This is a genomic window from Paraburkholderia sp. BL6669N2 (assembly GCF_003387275.1).
Classification (GTDB): Bacteria; Pseudomonadota; Gammaproteobacteria; order Burkholderiales; family Burkholderiaceae; genus Paraburkholderia.
On sequence record NZ_QUNA01000001.1, the window covers coordinates 2,112,889 to 2,129,253 of the forward strand.

8 protein-coding genes are annotated in these 16,365 nt (G+C 61.7%); 3 read left to right on the forward strand and 5 right to left on the reverse strand.

The window, feature by feature from the left end:
• Positions 1-380: 380 nt before the first annotated feature.
• The 5 genes from B0G80_RS09675 to B0G80_RS09695 form a co-directional block, all read right to left on the reverse strand.
• Positions 381-9,197: a hemagglutinin repeat-containing protein gene (locus B0G80_RS09675; RefSeq protein WP_116117841.1), complete on the reverse strand. Its 8,817-nt coding sequence runs from the start codon at positions 9,195-9,197 to the stop codon at positions 381-383.
• A 295-nt stretch (positions 9,198-9,492) separates the two neighbouring features.
• Positions 9,493-9,786, reverse strand: coding sequence for a hypothetical protein (locus tag B0G80_RS09680; protein ID WP_258878865.1), 294 nt, complete (start codon positions 9,784-9,786; stop codon positions 9,493-9,495).
• Between the two features lie 104 nt (positions 9,787-9,890).
• Positions 9,891-10,934 (reverse strand): Gfo/Idh/MocA family oxidoreductase, encoded by a 1,044-nt coding sequence (locus B0G80_RS09685; protein ID WP_116117842.1) that lies wholly within the window; start codon positions 10,932-10,934, stop codon positions 9,891-9,893.
• A complete protein-coding gene (iolG, locus tag B0G80_RS09690; protein ID WP_116117843.1) occupies positions 10,934-11,950 on the reverse strand; it encodes an inositol 2-dehydrogenase in 1,017 nt (338 codons plus the stop codon). Before iolG ends, B0G80_RS09685 begins: the two co-directional genes overlap by 1 nt.
• Positions 11,943-12,824, reverse strand: coding sequence for a MurR/RpiR family transcriptional regulator (locus B0G80_RS09695; RefSeq protein WP_106283662.1), 882 nt, complete (start codon positions 12,822-12,824; stop codon positions 11,943-11,945). The genes iolG and B0G80_RS09695 overlap by 8 nt, the downstream gene beginning before the upstream one ends.
• Before the next feature lie 274 nt (positions 12,825-13,098).
• Between B0G80_RS09695 and B0G80_RS09700 the strand changes: the two genes are divergently transcribed.
• The 3 genes from B0G80_RS09700 (at position 13,099) to B0G80_RS09710 (ending at position 16,324) form a co-directional block, all read left to right on the forward strand.
• Entirely contained in the window at positions 13,099-14,145 is a 1,047-nt protein-coding gene (locus B0G80_RS09700; protein WP_116117844.1) for a sugar ABC transporter substrate-binding protein, read from the forward strand.
• A 147-nt stretch (positions 14,146-14,292) separates the two neighbouring features.
• Positions 14,293-15,450 (forward strand): ABC transporter permease, encoded by a 1,158-nt coding sequence (locus tag B0G80_RS09705; protein WP_106283664.1) that lies wholly within the window; start codon positions 14,293-14,295, stop codon positions 15,448-15,450.
• A 13-nt stretch (positions 15,451-15,463) separates the two neighbouring features.
• Positions 15,464-16,324: an ATP-binding cassette domain-containing protein gene (locus B0G80_RS09710; protein ID WP_258878866.1), complete on the forward strand. Its 861-nt coding sequence runs from the start codon at positions 15,464-15,466 to the stop codon at positions 16,322-16,324.
• Positions 16,325-16,365 lie beyond the last annotated feature (41 nt).

Genomic DNA, 16,365 nt, shown 5'->3' on the forward strand with positions numbered 1-16,365 from the left:
CGTTCCGCAGCGACGAGACTGTAAAGAATCAGCCGGGCAATACAGGCAGATAAAAACACAATGAATGCATAAGTCGATCTGCCATGCAATAAAGGCACCGGCAAGGCAGATTATCCAAAAAAATAGAAACCTTATTGGCAATCTGACCATTTATTTTTGACCACCTAAAAATATGCGTGTGATGAATTGCAGGCCAGGTGGCAAAGCCGGCAAGAACCGGGCTGCCCTTTCGCCCAGTTCTAAAAAAAGAACTTTTTAATGGCGAGTGACACCAGAATTACAATGACGACCCCAACAAATATCTTGTAGGTTCGTTTTTGTTCTGGCGTCATACGCTTCCATTCTTCATCCGTTGGCCCTCGCATATTTTTCCTCCTGAATCATTTCTTGTCATTGACCAAAACCGAATGGCTCCAAGGGACGACGCCTGCGGTAAAACCTCCAGGGGTAGTAACGCCCAATTCAACAGCCGTCGAACCGCCATACGCGTGGGTTATTGCACCCATGACGTTAACTCTTCCCGCCGGGATAGAAACGTAGATTTGATTCCCGTCTCCATTCATAAATGCGTTGGTCGAGGAAGCATCGTGTGATCCCCAAACCCAACCTAGCGTAGCGGCTCCGCCCGGTGCCCACGATGCAGGCGGGAATGACTGGCTAACACCATACGACACATAAGTCGTGCCGTCGTAGAGGTTCACTGCTCCGCCAAGGGTACCCGATAAGCTGCCGGTGCCAACAGTTGCATAGTTCGGCGAAATCGCAGAAATAATGGATGTTTGATTTACTGCTTGCGCCAGATCGCCCTGCGCCTGAATCGCTGCGTTCAACGTCGCATCGCTACACTGAGCACCTGCGGGACACACCTGCGCCACCAGATCCTTCTGATTCACCGGCTTGCCATTGGCATCGAACTGGCGGTTGAACCGGTCCACGTCATAGCCCGAGAATGCGCCGGCATTACCGCCGACCGCCGCGCCCGCGCCAGTCGCAATCGCGTTTGCCACGATGTTGCCGAGCGCTTCATTCATTGAAGCGTTGCCGGCCGGGTTCGAGTCAGCAATTGCGTTGCTCAGCTTATTCAACTGACCCGCCGCAAGCGACACGATACCCGCGCCTGCCGCACCGCCGATTGCGTTTCCGCCAGCCAGCCCCGTCACCAGCGCGGCGCCCGCCGCCTGCATCATCGCGCGATTGGTCCCGCCTTCCTGCCAGCCGCCGCCGTCACCACCCGCTTCCTTCGCCTTGGCATCGGCGTAGTCACCAATCCGCCGCGACACCGTTTCACCCGCCGCGCCTGCCGCCGCCATCATGTCGGCCTGACGGTCCAGCAGGTTGTTCACGTCCGGCAGCTTTGCCACGGTGCCGTTGGTGTTCGACGTATCACGGTTCAGGCTCGCTATGTCCTGCGTCTGATGGGCGGTATCTGTCACGCTGATGGTCCCAGCGCTGACGCCGCCGCGCGTGGTCGCGCTGTCTCTGCCGCTGTCGTTCTGGCTCAGCATCGGTGCGACGCCGCCCGCGTTCGAGCCGGACGTGCTGCCGTGCGTGCTGTAATTCGCGCCACCATCGCCGACCGTCACACCGCCGCTGATGCCGCCCGTGTGCGCGCTGTAATTCGACGAGTTCTGGATATCGCTGTAGGTCAGCGTCCCCGTTGATAGTGTGTTCTTCGACGCATCCGCGCCGCTCGCAATCACCGCACCCTTGAGGTCCGTATTACCGACGACGCGGACATTGAACCCACCATCGCCCGCACTGATCCCGGCCTGCTCATTCACGCCCGCGTAGCTGCCGCTCGCGTTCGCATTGGTATGGCTAAAACTCGCGCTGCCGCCGCCCTGGCTGATCGCAAACCCGCCGCCCGTGCTTTCCTGATGGGCCGCGCTTGTCATCGTGTCCTGCACGCTCGCGATGTTCAGGTTGCCGCCGACCGACGCATTCACCTGATTGCCGCTCACGTTCGCGCCGATGATGTTGGTATCGCCACCCGAAATGATCGTCGCGGTGTTCGCCGCGCTCACGTGCGTGTTGTTCTGGATCGCGGTGTCGCTGTTCGCGTTGCCGTTGGCCTTCGACATCGACGCATCGACGCCAAACCCCTGCGTGCCATACGAAATACCGACGCTCGCGCTGCTCGACCGGTTCGTGCTGCGCGTCGAATCCGTGTCGGTCGTGTTCAGCAGGTTGACCTGGTTCTTCGCCGCGAGAATCACGTCGCCCGCATTCACATTCGAACCCGCAATCGTCACGTTGCCGCTGCCCGGCGTGCCGTTGCCAGTCGCGACGAACGCAGCCGTGCCGCCCGCCAAAACGTTCGAGCCGCGATTCGTCGTGCTGTTCTCGGTGAAGGTATTCTCGCTATGGCTGCTGCCGTAGCTCAGTTCAATCTTGGCCTCGGGTGCCGCGCCGCTCGCCAGCGCGCCAAGCGAACCCGCTGCATCCATCGCACTACTGGCCGCCGCCATCCCGTGCAGGGCCGCCGCACGATCATCCTGGCTACGGCTGGCCGCATGCGCCTGATCGACGGTGTTCGAAATCGCATCGATCACCGGCGCCTTGATCGCGAGCGTAAAGCCGCTCTTGCTGACGGTCTGTTTCTCGTCGTGGTTGTACGTGTCGGTCGCCGAATCGATCGTGACGTTCGCACCCGTACCCGTGACGTTCTGCGCTGCAATCAGGTCGCTCCCTGTTACGTGCAGGTCTTTACCCGCCGCAATGTTCACGCTGCCATTGAGCGAGCCGACCGTGCTTGCGTTGTTCGTCACGATGGCATCGTTGGCGGTATTGGTCTGCGCGACCGTGCCGTAGGAGATACCGATGCCGCCGCCCGCGCCAAAGCCCGTACTACGTTCGCTGTAGGATGACTTCGAAGTCTGCGTGTCCTGCGACGTCCTGATATTCACGTTACCAGCCGCCGCGAGGTTCACATCGTTCGTACCTACAATCGTGCTGCCGGCGACATTGATGTCCTTGCCGCTCGCGATTGAGATGGCGTCAGCCGACACCATGCTGCCTTGTGAGAGCGTGGCGCTGGTGTTGCTCGAACTCGCCACTTCCTTGCCGCTCACGACATTGCTGTGCTTGTGCTGCTCCTGCGTATTCTCGACGTGCGTTTCCGTTGCCGCGCCGATGTTGACGTTGCCCGCTGCGGCGAGCGTCGCCGTTCCCTTGTCGAGCGTGACCGCGCTGCCTGTGACGTTGATATCCTTGCCGGATGCCACGGTGAGCGAATTGCCCGCATTCAGCGTGGTTGCCGTGAGCGTGTCGTCGGAGCGGTGCAGCGACTCCGCGTAGCTGCCGTGGCTGTCGCTGCCGGAACTGTTGCTATCCGTCGTTGAGGTTGCCTTGGCGGCCTGCAAGGTCACATTGCCGTTCGCGGCGAGCGTTCCACCGCCTGCGAGATTGATGTTTGCGCCGGTCGCCGTCAGGTCGCCGCCGACGCCAATCTGCGAAATGCCACCGACCTTGACGGAACTGCCGGTCGTCTGGTTGATGTCGGTGTTCGACACGCCGTTCGCACGCTCGACGATCTTGTGTTCGCCGGTCTGCACCGAGCCGATATCGTAGTTCCCGCCCACGGCCATACCGAGATTGCCGCCGACGTTCAGATTGCCCGCGTTCTGCTCGAAATTGCCGCCTGTGACAATAGCCGCGTTACCGGCGACGTTCAGGTTCGCAATGGGGCCGAGTGTGGTCGTGGTGCGTGTCGCGCCGGTCGCGCTGACCTGGTTGACGGTCCTGACCGCCGTGTTCAGCAGCAGGTCGCCGCCTGCATTGAGCGCGAGACTGCCGGCGTTCACGGTCGCTGAAGTCAGGTCGACGTTGCCCTTCGTCGTCAGCGACATCAGCCCGCCGCTTTGCAGCGTGCCGAATGCATTGCTGATCTGGTTGCCCTGGATCGACAGCGCATTGCCTGCCTGTATCGTGCCGCTATTCGTGAAGGTCTGTGCGTTCCGGATGTCGATGTCGGTTGCCGCAATGAGCGGGCCGTTCATGTTCTGCTGGCTGGCCTTCGCGAGATAGACGACTGGCACCAGCACGGACTGACCATCCACGACTTCCGTCTGCATGATGATGACGTTGCCCGTAAGCGCCGCCACCTGTTCAGCCGACAGACTCATGCCGAGCGGCAGATCGAGCGACTTCGACAGCGACGCGCCCGCCTCCAGCAGCGACTGATACATCCCCTGACGGTCGGTGTATGGACCGAGTACCGCGTTGCCGGTCAGCGACGTAATCTGGTTGCGTACAAGCTGCTGCTCGTAGAAGCCATCGCCCAGGCGCTTTTCCGTCGTCTGCGGATTCAGGCCAAGCTGTTGCAGATAGTAGTCGCTCGAAATGAACGTCTTCTGGTTCGTGAATGCCGGGTTCGTTTCGATCAGGTAGGTGACGCCCGGTGCAGTCGCGGGGCTGAACAGTCCACCTTGCGGAATCGAGAGGTTTTGCAGCACGTTCTGCGCCGTGGCGCTGGCAATCGCCGGATTGACCATGCTGCTGCCGCCATTCACCGATGCCGCGCCAGATTTCCCGCCGCTCGCGTTGCCGCTCACTCCGTTGATATTGACGCCAGACATGGCCTGACCCGGTGCGAGACCGAGCGAAGGAATGCCGGCGTTGCCCGCCGTGTTGTCGATGCTGATGCCGTTGCCCGAGAGCGTGCCGCCCGCGACAAAGCTCGACTCATGGGACGGCAGTGCGTAGTTGCGGATATCGGCGGGTGCTGCCTGCGTGTAGCCGCCCGGAGTGGATCCCGTGAACGGCGCATCGCCAAACGGCAATGTCCAGTCCGCAATGCTGTGGTCGTAGTTCGTGTAGTGGTAGTAGCCCGAATACGTGACCTGCACACCAGGCGCCGTCTGACCCTGCCAGCTATTCTGGTCAAGTGCCGTGGGCGCTGCGATGTTGCCAACTGCTGCGACCGCGCTCCAGTAGTTCTGCAACAGACCGACCGACGAGGCATCGAGATTGCCCCCGGCGATGATCTGTCCTTGCGGGCTGATGCCTGCAATCAGGTTCGCGACCGCTACACCGGTATAGGTCGTGTACTGGTAGCCGCTGTTCCACTGACCGCCGTGCGGCGGATCCGTATTGACACCGCCGATCATGTCCGGAGTTGCGTTGGACCAGCCGACATTCTGCCCCGAGCACGCGGCCATCGTTACTGCCGTACATCCGGACAGGCTGATACCCAGTTGCGCCAGCAGCGCCGGATCGACCGGCTGGTTGAGGCCGGTCGTCGTCATCCGCGTGCGCGTGTTCGTTACCTGGGCGGCGTGCAGTTCCATGTCGCCGGCCGATTCGATCAGCCCCGACTGGTTGCGGATCAGGCCCGCGTTCGTGTAACTGCCGTCCGCATTTTTTCGGCCTGCGAGCACCACCTTGCCGAGACCGTAGATGGCCGTCGTCGCCTGGGTGTCGGTCGCCGTGGTGTCGTCGCGATTCTCAATGTCGTTCGACAGCAATTCGAGTGTGCCGTTGCTGTCGGTCGCGCCAATCAGTGCGGTCGGCCCCGTGTTCGACAGCGATTGCGTCGCGTTGAGCGCGACGCTGCCGCCGACCAGCGTTCCGGTGTTCTTTAGCGTGTTCGAGTGTGTCGCGAGCGTGCCGCCCGCCATCATGACGCCGCCATTCCGGACATCGCCCGCATTGATGTTCAGATTGTTCGCCGCCTCGACGAGTGCGTTATTGCTGAACGTTCCCGGCAGGGTAAAAGACAGGTCGTGGCCCGCGTTGAACTGGACATCGGGCGCCGGCGCGAAGTCGCCCTGAACGCTGACCGCGACATCGTTGGCCGCGCTGTACGCGCCGCCGCCTGTGAGCGTCGCGGCAGTCACGGCGAGGTTATGCGTGGCGCCAATCTGGCCGCCCGCGTTCGTGACCGTGCCCGTCGCCGTAATCGACACGTCGCCGTTCGACCCGGCGAAGGTGCCGATCTGCCCGCCGCTGTTGTCGACGGTGTCGCCTTGCACGGTGACGCCCGCGCCACTGATCTGGCCGCCGCGCTGGCCGTTCTGCGTATTGACGAGTGACGAAGTATTGACGGCGACATTGCCGTTGCCCGTCATCACGCCGCCGCTGTTCGTCGTCTGGCTGCCGCCTTGCACGGTCATGTCGCCCGAGCCGAGATTGCCGACGAGGCCGTTCGTGTTGTTGACCGACGAGGCCTGAATGCCGAGCGTGCTCGCGTCGCCGGCCGCGCCTGTGCCGGACTGGATCTGTCCGTTCGTGTTCGTCAGCGCGCCGCCGCTCGCGAGTGACAGCGACGAGAGCGAACGAACGGAGCCTTGTGTATTGTTCAGGTCGCCGGCGATATTCGCTGCGATATTGCCATGCGCAGCGAGCACGGCGTTAGCGTTGTTCAGGCTTGCGGCGCGTGCCGCTATCTGTCCCGCCGCGATGATCGTGCCGCCGACGTTCGAGAAGTTGCCCGCGCCATTGCCGGGAGCAATCGTCAGCGTGCCCGTACCGGCGTCGATGATTGACCCGCCATCGTTGACGAACGCGCCGGGGGCAAGCGTCAGGTCGGTGCTGTTGGTCTGGAATGTGCCGCCGTTCGAATTATCGAACGTGCCGCCGATGCTGAAGCCCATTGACGACGTGCCGTATTGCGTGATCGAGCCGCCGCGGTTCAGCAGGTCCGTCGCTTTCAACGCGAGCTGGTTTGCCTCGATGCCGCCGCCGCTGTTGTCGAGCGTCGCGCCAGTCGTCAGCGTGAGGTCAGGCGCAACAATCGAGCCACCGCTATTCGTCAGCGTTCCCGTGCTGATTGTTTCCGTCGTGCCCGCACCGATCTGGCCGCCGTTGTTATTGAGCGTGCCGCTCGCAATGCTTGTATCCGTGTTCGAAAGCAGCTTGCCGTTCGTGTTGTCCAGCACGCCGCCGAACGTCGCCGTCAGGCCGTCCTGTCCAATGATCGAACCCGATGCGTTATTGAGCGCGCCGCCCTGAATCAAGCCCTGGCCATTCGTGGCAATCCTGCCGCCGACGTTCGAGATTGCGCCCGCGCCGTTCCCCGCATTGATCGACAGCTTGCCGGTCCCGGCGTGCGTGATCGTGCCACCGTCGTTTCCGAGTGCAGCCGGTGCAATCGTCAGGTCCGTGCTGTTACTTTGCAGCGTACCGCCCGCTGAGTTGTCCAGCGTGCCGGTCACGTCGAACGTTGTCGCGCCGGTTCCGGTCTGCGTGATCGCGCCGCCGTGATTCACGAGGTCTGCGGCGTGCAGCGCGATCTGGCTGGCGCTCGCAGTGCCGCTGCTGTTGTCGAACGTCGCAGCCGACAGGGTGAGCGCGCGGGCCGCGCCGAACTGGCCGGCGTTCGTGAGCGTCGTACCGGCCGAAAGCGTCATGTCCGCATTGGTAGCGAACGTGCCGCTGTTGAACAGGGTCTGCACGGCGCGCGCAATCAGCGACTGCACTGCCGTAATCGAACCCGCGTTGGCAATCTGGCCGCCTTGCAGTGCGACGCTTCCATTGCCACCGATGCTGCCACCTGCGCCATTGTTCAACAGACCCACGGACGAGAGGACGAGACCGTCGGTGTTCAGCGATGCGACGTGTCCGGCGGCGTTATCGAACGAACCGGTGGACGCCTTCAATCCGGCCGCCGCCTGCATCGTGCCGCCCGCGTTCGAGACGGCGCCCAAGACGTTCGCGTTCAGCGCGCCGCCCGACACAATCTGGCCGTTGCGGTTCGAGAGCGCGCCGGCATTCAGCAACTGCGCGCCTCCCGACGAAAGCGCGCCACCGTCATTGTTCAGCCCGCCCGTTGCGTTGGCGACGAGCGTGCCGCCCGCGGTTGTCGTCGCGCCCGATGTGTTCAGGTCTCCGCCCGTCGCGGTCAGTACGAGATTGCCCTTTGCCGAGTTGGTGCTGCCTGCGACGTTGACCGCCGCCCCCTGCAAGTTCGCATTGCCGCCCGCCATGTTGCGGCCGGTTGCCGTGAGCGCGCCGGACGCGCTCACGTTCAGGTCGCCGGTCTGCGCCAGCGAGCCGTCGCCGTTCACACCCGCGGCAAGCGTGCCGGTCGAGGCGACGCTACCCGCGGCAATGCTCGTGTTCTGCTGCGCGGTGAGCATGCCGCTGTTCGTCAGCGCGCCAGACGTGGTCAGGCTGACATTCTGCTGCGCGTAGGTCGTGCCTGTGTTGTCGATGTCCTGTGCGCTCGCAACGATATTGCCGCTTGCGTTCGTCTGGCCTGCAAGCACGAGCTTGCCCGCCGATGTCAGTACGAGGTCGCCCGATTGCGCAGCCGCGATGCCCTTGAGCGAAACTCCTACGCCCAATTCTGTCCCGACCAGCTGGATGCGGTTCGCGTACATGCCGCCGAGATTGCTGACGTCAATCGAAACGCCAAGCGCGGGGCCGTTGCCTGTAATCGGGGCGGCGTTGAGCGTGTTGTAATCGACGCTGTTTGCGCCCGTCACCACGTTCAGACTGGTCTTCGCGTAGACCGCCGCATTGGCCTGCACGGCGCGAGACAGCAAATCAACCTGATCGACGTTCGACGCGTTCAGACCGGCGCCGCTGACCGTGATGTTGCCGCCCGTGACATTAAAGCCAGACACGGAGCCGTCCGCTGCATAATTCGGAATGCCGGTTGTCAGCGTCGCGCGGCTCGTGTTGATGAATGTCCCACCGTTGACGGAAATCCCTGACGGATTTGCCAGAATCACGTTTGCGCGTTGGCCCGCGACTTCGAGCGCACCGTTGAACTGTGACGCGCTCGTGCTATTGACCTGGTTGACGATGACCTTCGCGGCCTGTCCCGGCGCGAAGTTCGGATTGCCGTTAATCATGCCGCCGAGTTGCGACTGAACCATCGTCGGCGAGTTGTTCAGGATGGCGCCGCGCTGCTGTACGTCGAACTGGTTGTAGGTATTGACCGACACGCCCGCACCAGACGGACGGTTGATATTCACCTGACCCACGCCGTTCGGCGCCTGAATGACGGAAGGGGCGTGCGCGCCGCCCGATACGATCTGCGCGGCCGACCACGACGGCAGCGCACCGAGTAGCGCGAGGGCGGCAAACGCAATCTGCCGCAAGGTGAATAGCGCGGTATGACCCGCAGGATTGCCGCGGCTGAAAGCCTTGGTCTGCCCGTTTTCTTTTGCTGTCGCCGTGGCGGTTTCCTCGACGGCGACAAGCATATTTCTCAGCCGGCTGAATACCAGCCGGTAGTTGTTCCTGTTCATCTGGCCTGTTCGGTATGCTAATTTGTATCGCCGGGTAAACTAGCGCCAGATGAATCGGAAAGCTCGAACTGACGGTCAGTCTTGCGCTGGAAGCAACGCTTCATGTCAAATCGGATTTGTCCTATCGAACATTGGCCGGATATGGAATAGCCAGAACAGACAAGAAAAAAAGCCCGCGCAAGGCGGGCACAAAAAAGGGCTATCAACGCAAGGTACGAAAAGCGTCAGCAATGCGGCGCGCAGAAGTATCTGTGCCGGTCGCCTGTGAATGTTGCGGTTTATCTAGCGTGTCACGTCATCGGCTGAGTCGTTGTGCGCTGCTTGCGCAGCGGGCCATACGAACGTCGGACAAGGCACTCTCGAACAGACCGAAAATCGACACCTGCCCAACTGTGTCGAGTCCAGTGAACTGCTCGGCGACTTCTTCAAGACTCAACAGACCAGCCAGTGCGTGCAACTGGTCAACGCGAATGACGGCGGCGTCGAATGCGGCATCGTTTTGCTGCCGGTCTGCGTGTAGAAGGTCTATTAGTGTTTCCCGCACAGGGGCAACACCAATAAACCACAAAGAATTCAAGGAAAGGCCCACACCGCAAGCCAACCATACCTTGGTGACAGCAAGAAAAGCCGGACACCCCAAAAAAAACAACCCACCGCGTAAAGGCAAAAAAAAAGCAAAAAGACAAAAAAAACCTACAACCTAACAGCCTCCCCGCTCAACAAAGACTCCCGCAACGCCACCCCAATCCGCGTAGCCTCCAACGCATCAGCGAGTGAAGCCCCAGCCTGCGCAGCAGAAGACCCCACCCCATCCCGCACAGCCGTAACAAACGCCCGCGCCTCAAACAAAAACGCATCCTCGAACCGCTCGAAAAAACTCGGCGTGCACTCATTCCGAATCCCGGTGGCGTCGTAAATCTCAACGCGATTCGCCCGCGGATTACGCCCGATAGCCAGCGCTCCAGCCGTGCCGATCACCTCGCTATGCGTATCATTACCATGCGCCTGCGTCCGCGACGCATAAAACATCGCCAGCTTCCCGCCCTCGAACTCGCAGATCGCAACACCGTTATCCACATCGCCGAACTCACGCAAGCCTTCATGCATCACCGCCGCCCCCGCGGCAAACACGCGTTTCGCGCGCGGTTTGCCGAGCAGCCACCGCGCCACATCGATATCGTGCACCGTGCAATCCAGGAAGATCCCGCCAGAGGTCGCCGCAAAACGCACGAAAAAACCATCGCTGTCGTTCTGATCCGCGGTCTGCGAGCGCATCAGAAACGGCCGGCCGATCTTGCCCGCTTCGATCTTGTCGAGCGCGTCCTTATAGCTCGGGTCGAAGCGCCGCATGAACCCGATGGTGGCCTGCAAGTGCGGATAGCGCGCGGCCTCCGCCAGCACCCTTTCGCACTCGGCGACATCCAGCGACAACGGCTTCTCGCAGAACACATGCTTGCCGGCCTTCAAGGCGTCGACAATCTGTTGCGCGTGCAACGAAGACGGCGTGACGAGCCACACCGCATCCACCTCACGGTCAGCCAGCAGTTCCGCATAATCCTCGTACAGACGCGGCGCGGGCAACGCTTCACGCGCCCAGGCCCGCTCTTCTTCCACCGGACTGCAGGCGGCCACGAGCGACGCGCCCGGCACGCGATACGCCAGATTCTCCGCGTGCCGCTTGCCAAGACGCCCGAGGCCGACTACGCCCACACGAACCCGCGCCGCCGCGGCCGTCATCACGACGCCTCACCGAGCTTGACCGCGCGCCCCTCGCGCCACGAACGGGTCGCGGCGTCGGCAAGTTCGAGCGCTTTCAAACCGTCGGCGACGGTCGTGCGAACCGGCTTGCCATGTGTCACCGCATCGAAGAAATGCGCGATCTCATGCGCGTAAGCCGCGCGGTAGCGTTCGAGGAAAAACGCTTCGGGCACGTCGCTCGACACCTCGGTTTTCGAATAAGCCGTGACTTCCGTGGGACGCACATTGCCCGCTTGCAACATGCCGTGGCTGCCCAGTACTTCGAAACGCTGGTCATAACCGTACGCGGCGCGCCGGGCGGTGTTGATCTGGCACAGGCGGCCGCGCTTCGTGCGGATCGTGACCGCGGTCGAATCGATATCGCCCGCCTCCGCGATCGACGGGTCGCTTAAACAACTGCCTGTGGCGTGCAGCGTGTCGGCTTCGTCGTCGAGAATCCAGCGGAAGATGTCGAAGTCGTGAATCAGCATGTCCTTGAAAATGCCGCCGGAATGCTTGATGTACTCGACCGGCGGCGCGCCCGGATCGCGACTCGTCACGACCAGCATCTCCGGCGTGCCGATCTCGCCGGCATCGAGTCGCGCTTTCAACGCCGAGAAGGTCGGATCGAAGCGGCGCTGAAAACCGATCATGCACACCACGCCCGCGCGCTCCACCGCGACCGCGCAGGCACGCGCACGCTCCAGCGTCAGATCGACCGGCTTCTCGCAGAACACATGCTTGTTCTGCGCGGCGGATTGCATGATCAGATCGGCATGCGTATCGGTGCTCGAACAGATCACCGTCGCGCCGATCGACGCGTCGCCCATCGCGCCGTCGATATCGGCGACCTGCGCGCCGTGCTCAGCGGCGAGTGCGGCGGCGGCTTCACGATTCACGTCGACCACGTATTTGAGTCGCACGCCCGGCTGCCGCGCGAGATTCGCCGCATGAATCTTGCCGATGCGCCCCGCGCCGAATACCGCCACGTCGATCGTCTTTGCCCCATCAGTCATCGTATCCTCCAGTGTCTTTGGATTCTTCAACATTCAATTCGAGCTTGTACGCAAGCGCGATAAACAACGCCTGGCACAAACAGATCGTGCTGGTCAGCGAGCGGAACGCGAACGCACTGCCCTCTTTCACATACAGTTGCGTGCTGGCATAACGCGCGAGCGGAGATAGTTGGCTATCCGTAATAACCAGCGTTTTGGCCTGGTGATGATGCGCGACCCGCAAGCAATACTGCGTCTCTTTGCCGTAGGGCGCGAAGCTGATCGCGATCACCACATCGCCCTTTTTCACACTACGAATCTGTTCGCGGTACATGCCGCCGAAACCGGACACGAGATGCACGCGCTTGGGCGTGTGCTGCAGCGCGTAGACGATATAGCTCGCCACCGGGAACGAGCGCCGCACGCCGATCACGTAAATGTTGTCGGCTTGCTGCAGCATCTTCACCGCGGCGTCGAACTCCTTGTCGTCGAGCCCCGCCTCCAGTTCTTCCAGACCGCCGCGCGAGGCCGCGATGAATTCGCGCGCCACCGAACCGCCGGACAGCGCACCCGGCTTCTCGTCGATCAGCTTGCGAATGCGTTGCTGATAACTCGGCGACGAACTGCCCTGCCCCGTGTAAGCCTGCCGAAAAACCGCCTGCAGATCGGAGAAGCCGGAAAAGCCGAAGCGCTGCGCAAAACGCACCACCGCGGACGGATGCACGCCGCAACTCGCGGCAATGTCGCTGGTGCGGTCCACCATCACGCTGGAGCGATGCTGCTCGATATACGTCGCGACGTTCTTCAACTGACGCGGCAATGCGTCGTAGTTTTCCGCGATGCGCTGCATCAATTCTTCGACGCTGGGCAATTCCTCGGTGCTCTCTTCCGCCATGGCTCTCTCTCGGGTGCTTTATTGCAGTGCCGCAGCGGCTTCAAACGCCCGCCCCACGGCCTCCTGACGCTGCCGATTATAGGCAGCAGGCCAATCAAATGGAACGTATTTTCTATTTTTATTTTCAATGAAATTTTCATTGCAACACCTTGGAAGATCGCCTAATCTTGGTCGTGAGCGATGGTGCTTTGGTGGCTACCCCGGGTTTGTACCAGATGGAAAGCCGCCGCCAGACGCTCCCTTCAAAAACGACATACCGAGAAAGGTGGAGACAATGAGACTTTGCAAGGGCAAGGCTACGCTCAGGATTCTGGTGACGGCATTGACGTTGGCGACGGGATTCGGCGCGGCCTCGGCCGCCCGCGCGGCTGACGCGCACTTCGTGCTGATCAGCCACGCGCCGGATTCGGATTCGTGGTGGAACACCATCAAGAACGCCATCAAACAGGCCGACGAGGACTTCAACGTCGAGACCGACTACCGCAATCCGCCGAACGGCGACATCGCCGACATGTCGCGTCTGATCGAACAGGCGGCGGCGCGCAACTACGACGGCGTGATCGTCACCATCGCCGACTTCGACGTGCTGAAAAGCTCGATCAACAAAGTGACCGCGAAGAAGATTCCGCTCGTCACGATCAATTCCGGCACCGAGGAACAGAGCGCGCAACTCGGCGCGATCATGCATGTGGGCCAACCTGAATATGTCGCGGGCAGAGCGGCCGGCGAGAAGGCCAAGGCCGCGGGCGTGAAGTCGTTCCTGTGCGTGAACCACATTGCCACCAACACGGTGTCGTTCGACCGTTGCCGTGGTTTCGCCGAAGCGCTCGGCGTCGACTACAAGGCATCCACGATCGACTCCGGTCAGGATCCGACCGAAATCCAGTCGAAGGTCAGCGCGTATCTGCGCAACCATCCGAACACCGGCGCGATCCTGACGCTCGGACCGACCCCGGCTTCGGCCACGCTGAAAGCGGTCACGCAAATGGGTCTGGCGGGCAAGATCTATTTCTGCACGTTCGACTTCTCCGACGACATCGCCAAGGCGATCCAGAACGGCACGATCCAGTTCGCGATCGACCAGCAGCCGTACCTGCAGGGCTACATCCCCGTGGCCGTGCTGGCAATCGTGAAGAAAGAGCACACCACCGATCCCGCGAAGATCCGCCAGATTCTCGAAGCCAATCCGAAGTTCAAGGAACGGCTTGCAACCTATGGCCTCGCACCGTCGTACGGACCGAAGAACATTCGCTCGGGCCCGGGTTTCATCACCAAGGAAAACCTCGACAAGGTCATCAAGTACGCAGGGCAGTATCGCTGATTCTTTTCTCTAGCTAGTCACGCGCACGGCGGGCACCGCTTCGATTCGGAGCGGGCCGCCCGCCGCCACCGCGCAATTCACCGGCTGTCGTTCTCGCCACGCATCCTCGCGTGCGAGTTGCACACGGCCGGGCTCCAAGGAGACATCATGGGTGTAGCCGGCAAACACTTCCCACCGCACGTCAAGACGAATACCGGCGAGGCCGCGCCCTCGCTGCCCGATTCGGATGAACGGCTGCGCAAGGAATCCCGATTCGGCCACGTGCTGAATCGCCCCGAATTCGCCGCGATTTCCGGCGCGGTACTGGTGTTTCTCGTTTTCGCGCTGACGGCCGGCGGTTCCGGCATGTTCAACCTCGACGGCGTGATGAACTGGTCGCAGGTCTCCGCGTATCTCGGCATTCTCGCCGTAGGCGCCTGTCTGTTGATGATCGCCGGCGAGTTCGATCTGTCCATTGGCTCGATGATCGGTTTCGCCGGCATGATGGTCGCGATTCCCTCGGTGTATTTCCACTGGCCGATTTCACTGGCGATTCTCTTCGCGTTCGCCGGCTCCATGTTGCTCGGCGCACTGAACGGCTATCTGGTGATGCGCACGCGCCTGCCGTCGTTCATCGTCACGCTCGCGTTTCTGTTCATCCTGCGTGGTCTCACGCTCGCGCTCTCGATCATGTTCGCGGACCGCACGATCGTCTCCGGTGTCGGCGACCTCGCGCAGAACGACTGGTTCGCGAATACGCTGTTTCATGGCGTCGCGCTGAACGGACTGTTCACGATGCTTGCGCGCCACGGCATCGGCACCATGCTCGATAACGGCCACGCGCTCGTGCCGGGCATCCCGAAGGTAATTCTGTGGTGGCTCGGCCTCGCGGCGGTGTGCGCGTTCGTGCTGGCAAAAACGCGCGCGGGCAACTGGATTCTCGCGGTGGGCGGCGACGCCAACGCGGCCAAGAATGTCGGCGTGCCGGTGCGTCGCGTGAAGATTTCGCTGTTCGTGCTGACCGCGTTCTGCTCGTGCCTGTTCGCTGTACTGCAAGTGTGCGACATCGGCTCAGCCGCGGCCGACCGCGGTCTGCAGAAGGAATTCGAAGCGATCATCGCCGCGGTGATCGGCGGCACGTTGCTGACGGGTGGTTATGGTTCGGTGGTCGGCGCGTGTTTCGGTGCGTTGATCTTCGGCGTGGTGCAGATCGGCATTACCTACACCAACGTCAGTTCCGACTGGTTCCGCGTGTTCCTCGGCGTGATGCTTTTGATCGCCGTGCTGTTCAATCACTATGTGCGCCGCCGCGTTTCGCAGGCGTAAAGAGGAGACGAACATGTCCGATATGAATACCGCGGCAAACGCCTTGCCTGAATCGAACGCAAACGCGACCGCATCCGCATCCGCGCCGCACGAAGACGTGATCCTCGCATTGGAACACGTCAACAAATACTTCGGCAAGGTGATCGCATTGAGCGGCGTGACCTTGCGCCTGAAACGCGGTGAAGTGCACTGCCTGCTCGGCGATAACGGCGCGGGCAAGTCGACGCTGATCAAGACCCTCGCCGGCGTGCATCAGCCCTCTTCCGGACAGTATCTGGTGGACGGCAAACCCGTGCTGTTCGAGTCGCCGAAAGATGCGCTCGATCTCGGCATCGCCACCGTGTATCAGGATCTCGCGCTGGTGCCGCTGCTCTCCGTGGCGCGCAACTTTTTCATGGGACGTGAACCGCAAAAGAAACTGTTCGGCTTCCTGAGCGTGATGGACCTCGAAACCAGCGCCACCACCGCGCGCGAGAAGCTCGCCGAAATGGGCATCAACGTGCGCGACGCGCATCAGCCGATCGGCACCATGTCCGGCGGCGAGAAACAGTGTCTCGCGATCGCGCGGGCGATTCACTTCGGCGCGCGCGTGCTGATTCTCGACGAACCGACCGCCGCGCTCGGCGTGAAGCAGAGCTTCAACGTGCTGAAGCTGATTCACAAAGCGCGCGCCAAAGGCATTTCGGTGATCTTCATCACGCACAACGTGCACCACGCGTATCCGATCGGCGATTCGTTCACGGTGCTCAATCGCGGCAAATCGCTCGGCACGTTCACCAAGGAAACCATCAGCAAGGACGAGGTGCTCGACATGATGGCCGGCGGCGCGGAGATGCAGAAGATGATTGGCGAACTCGAAGGCGCGACGATCTGATTCATTCGCGCGGCGGTTCGGCGCAGTCGCGCCGGCGGTCG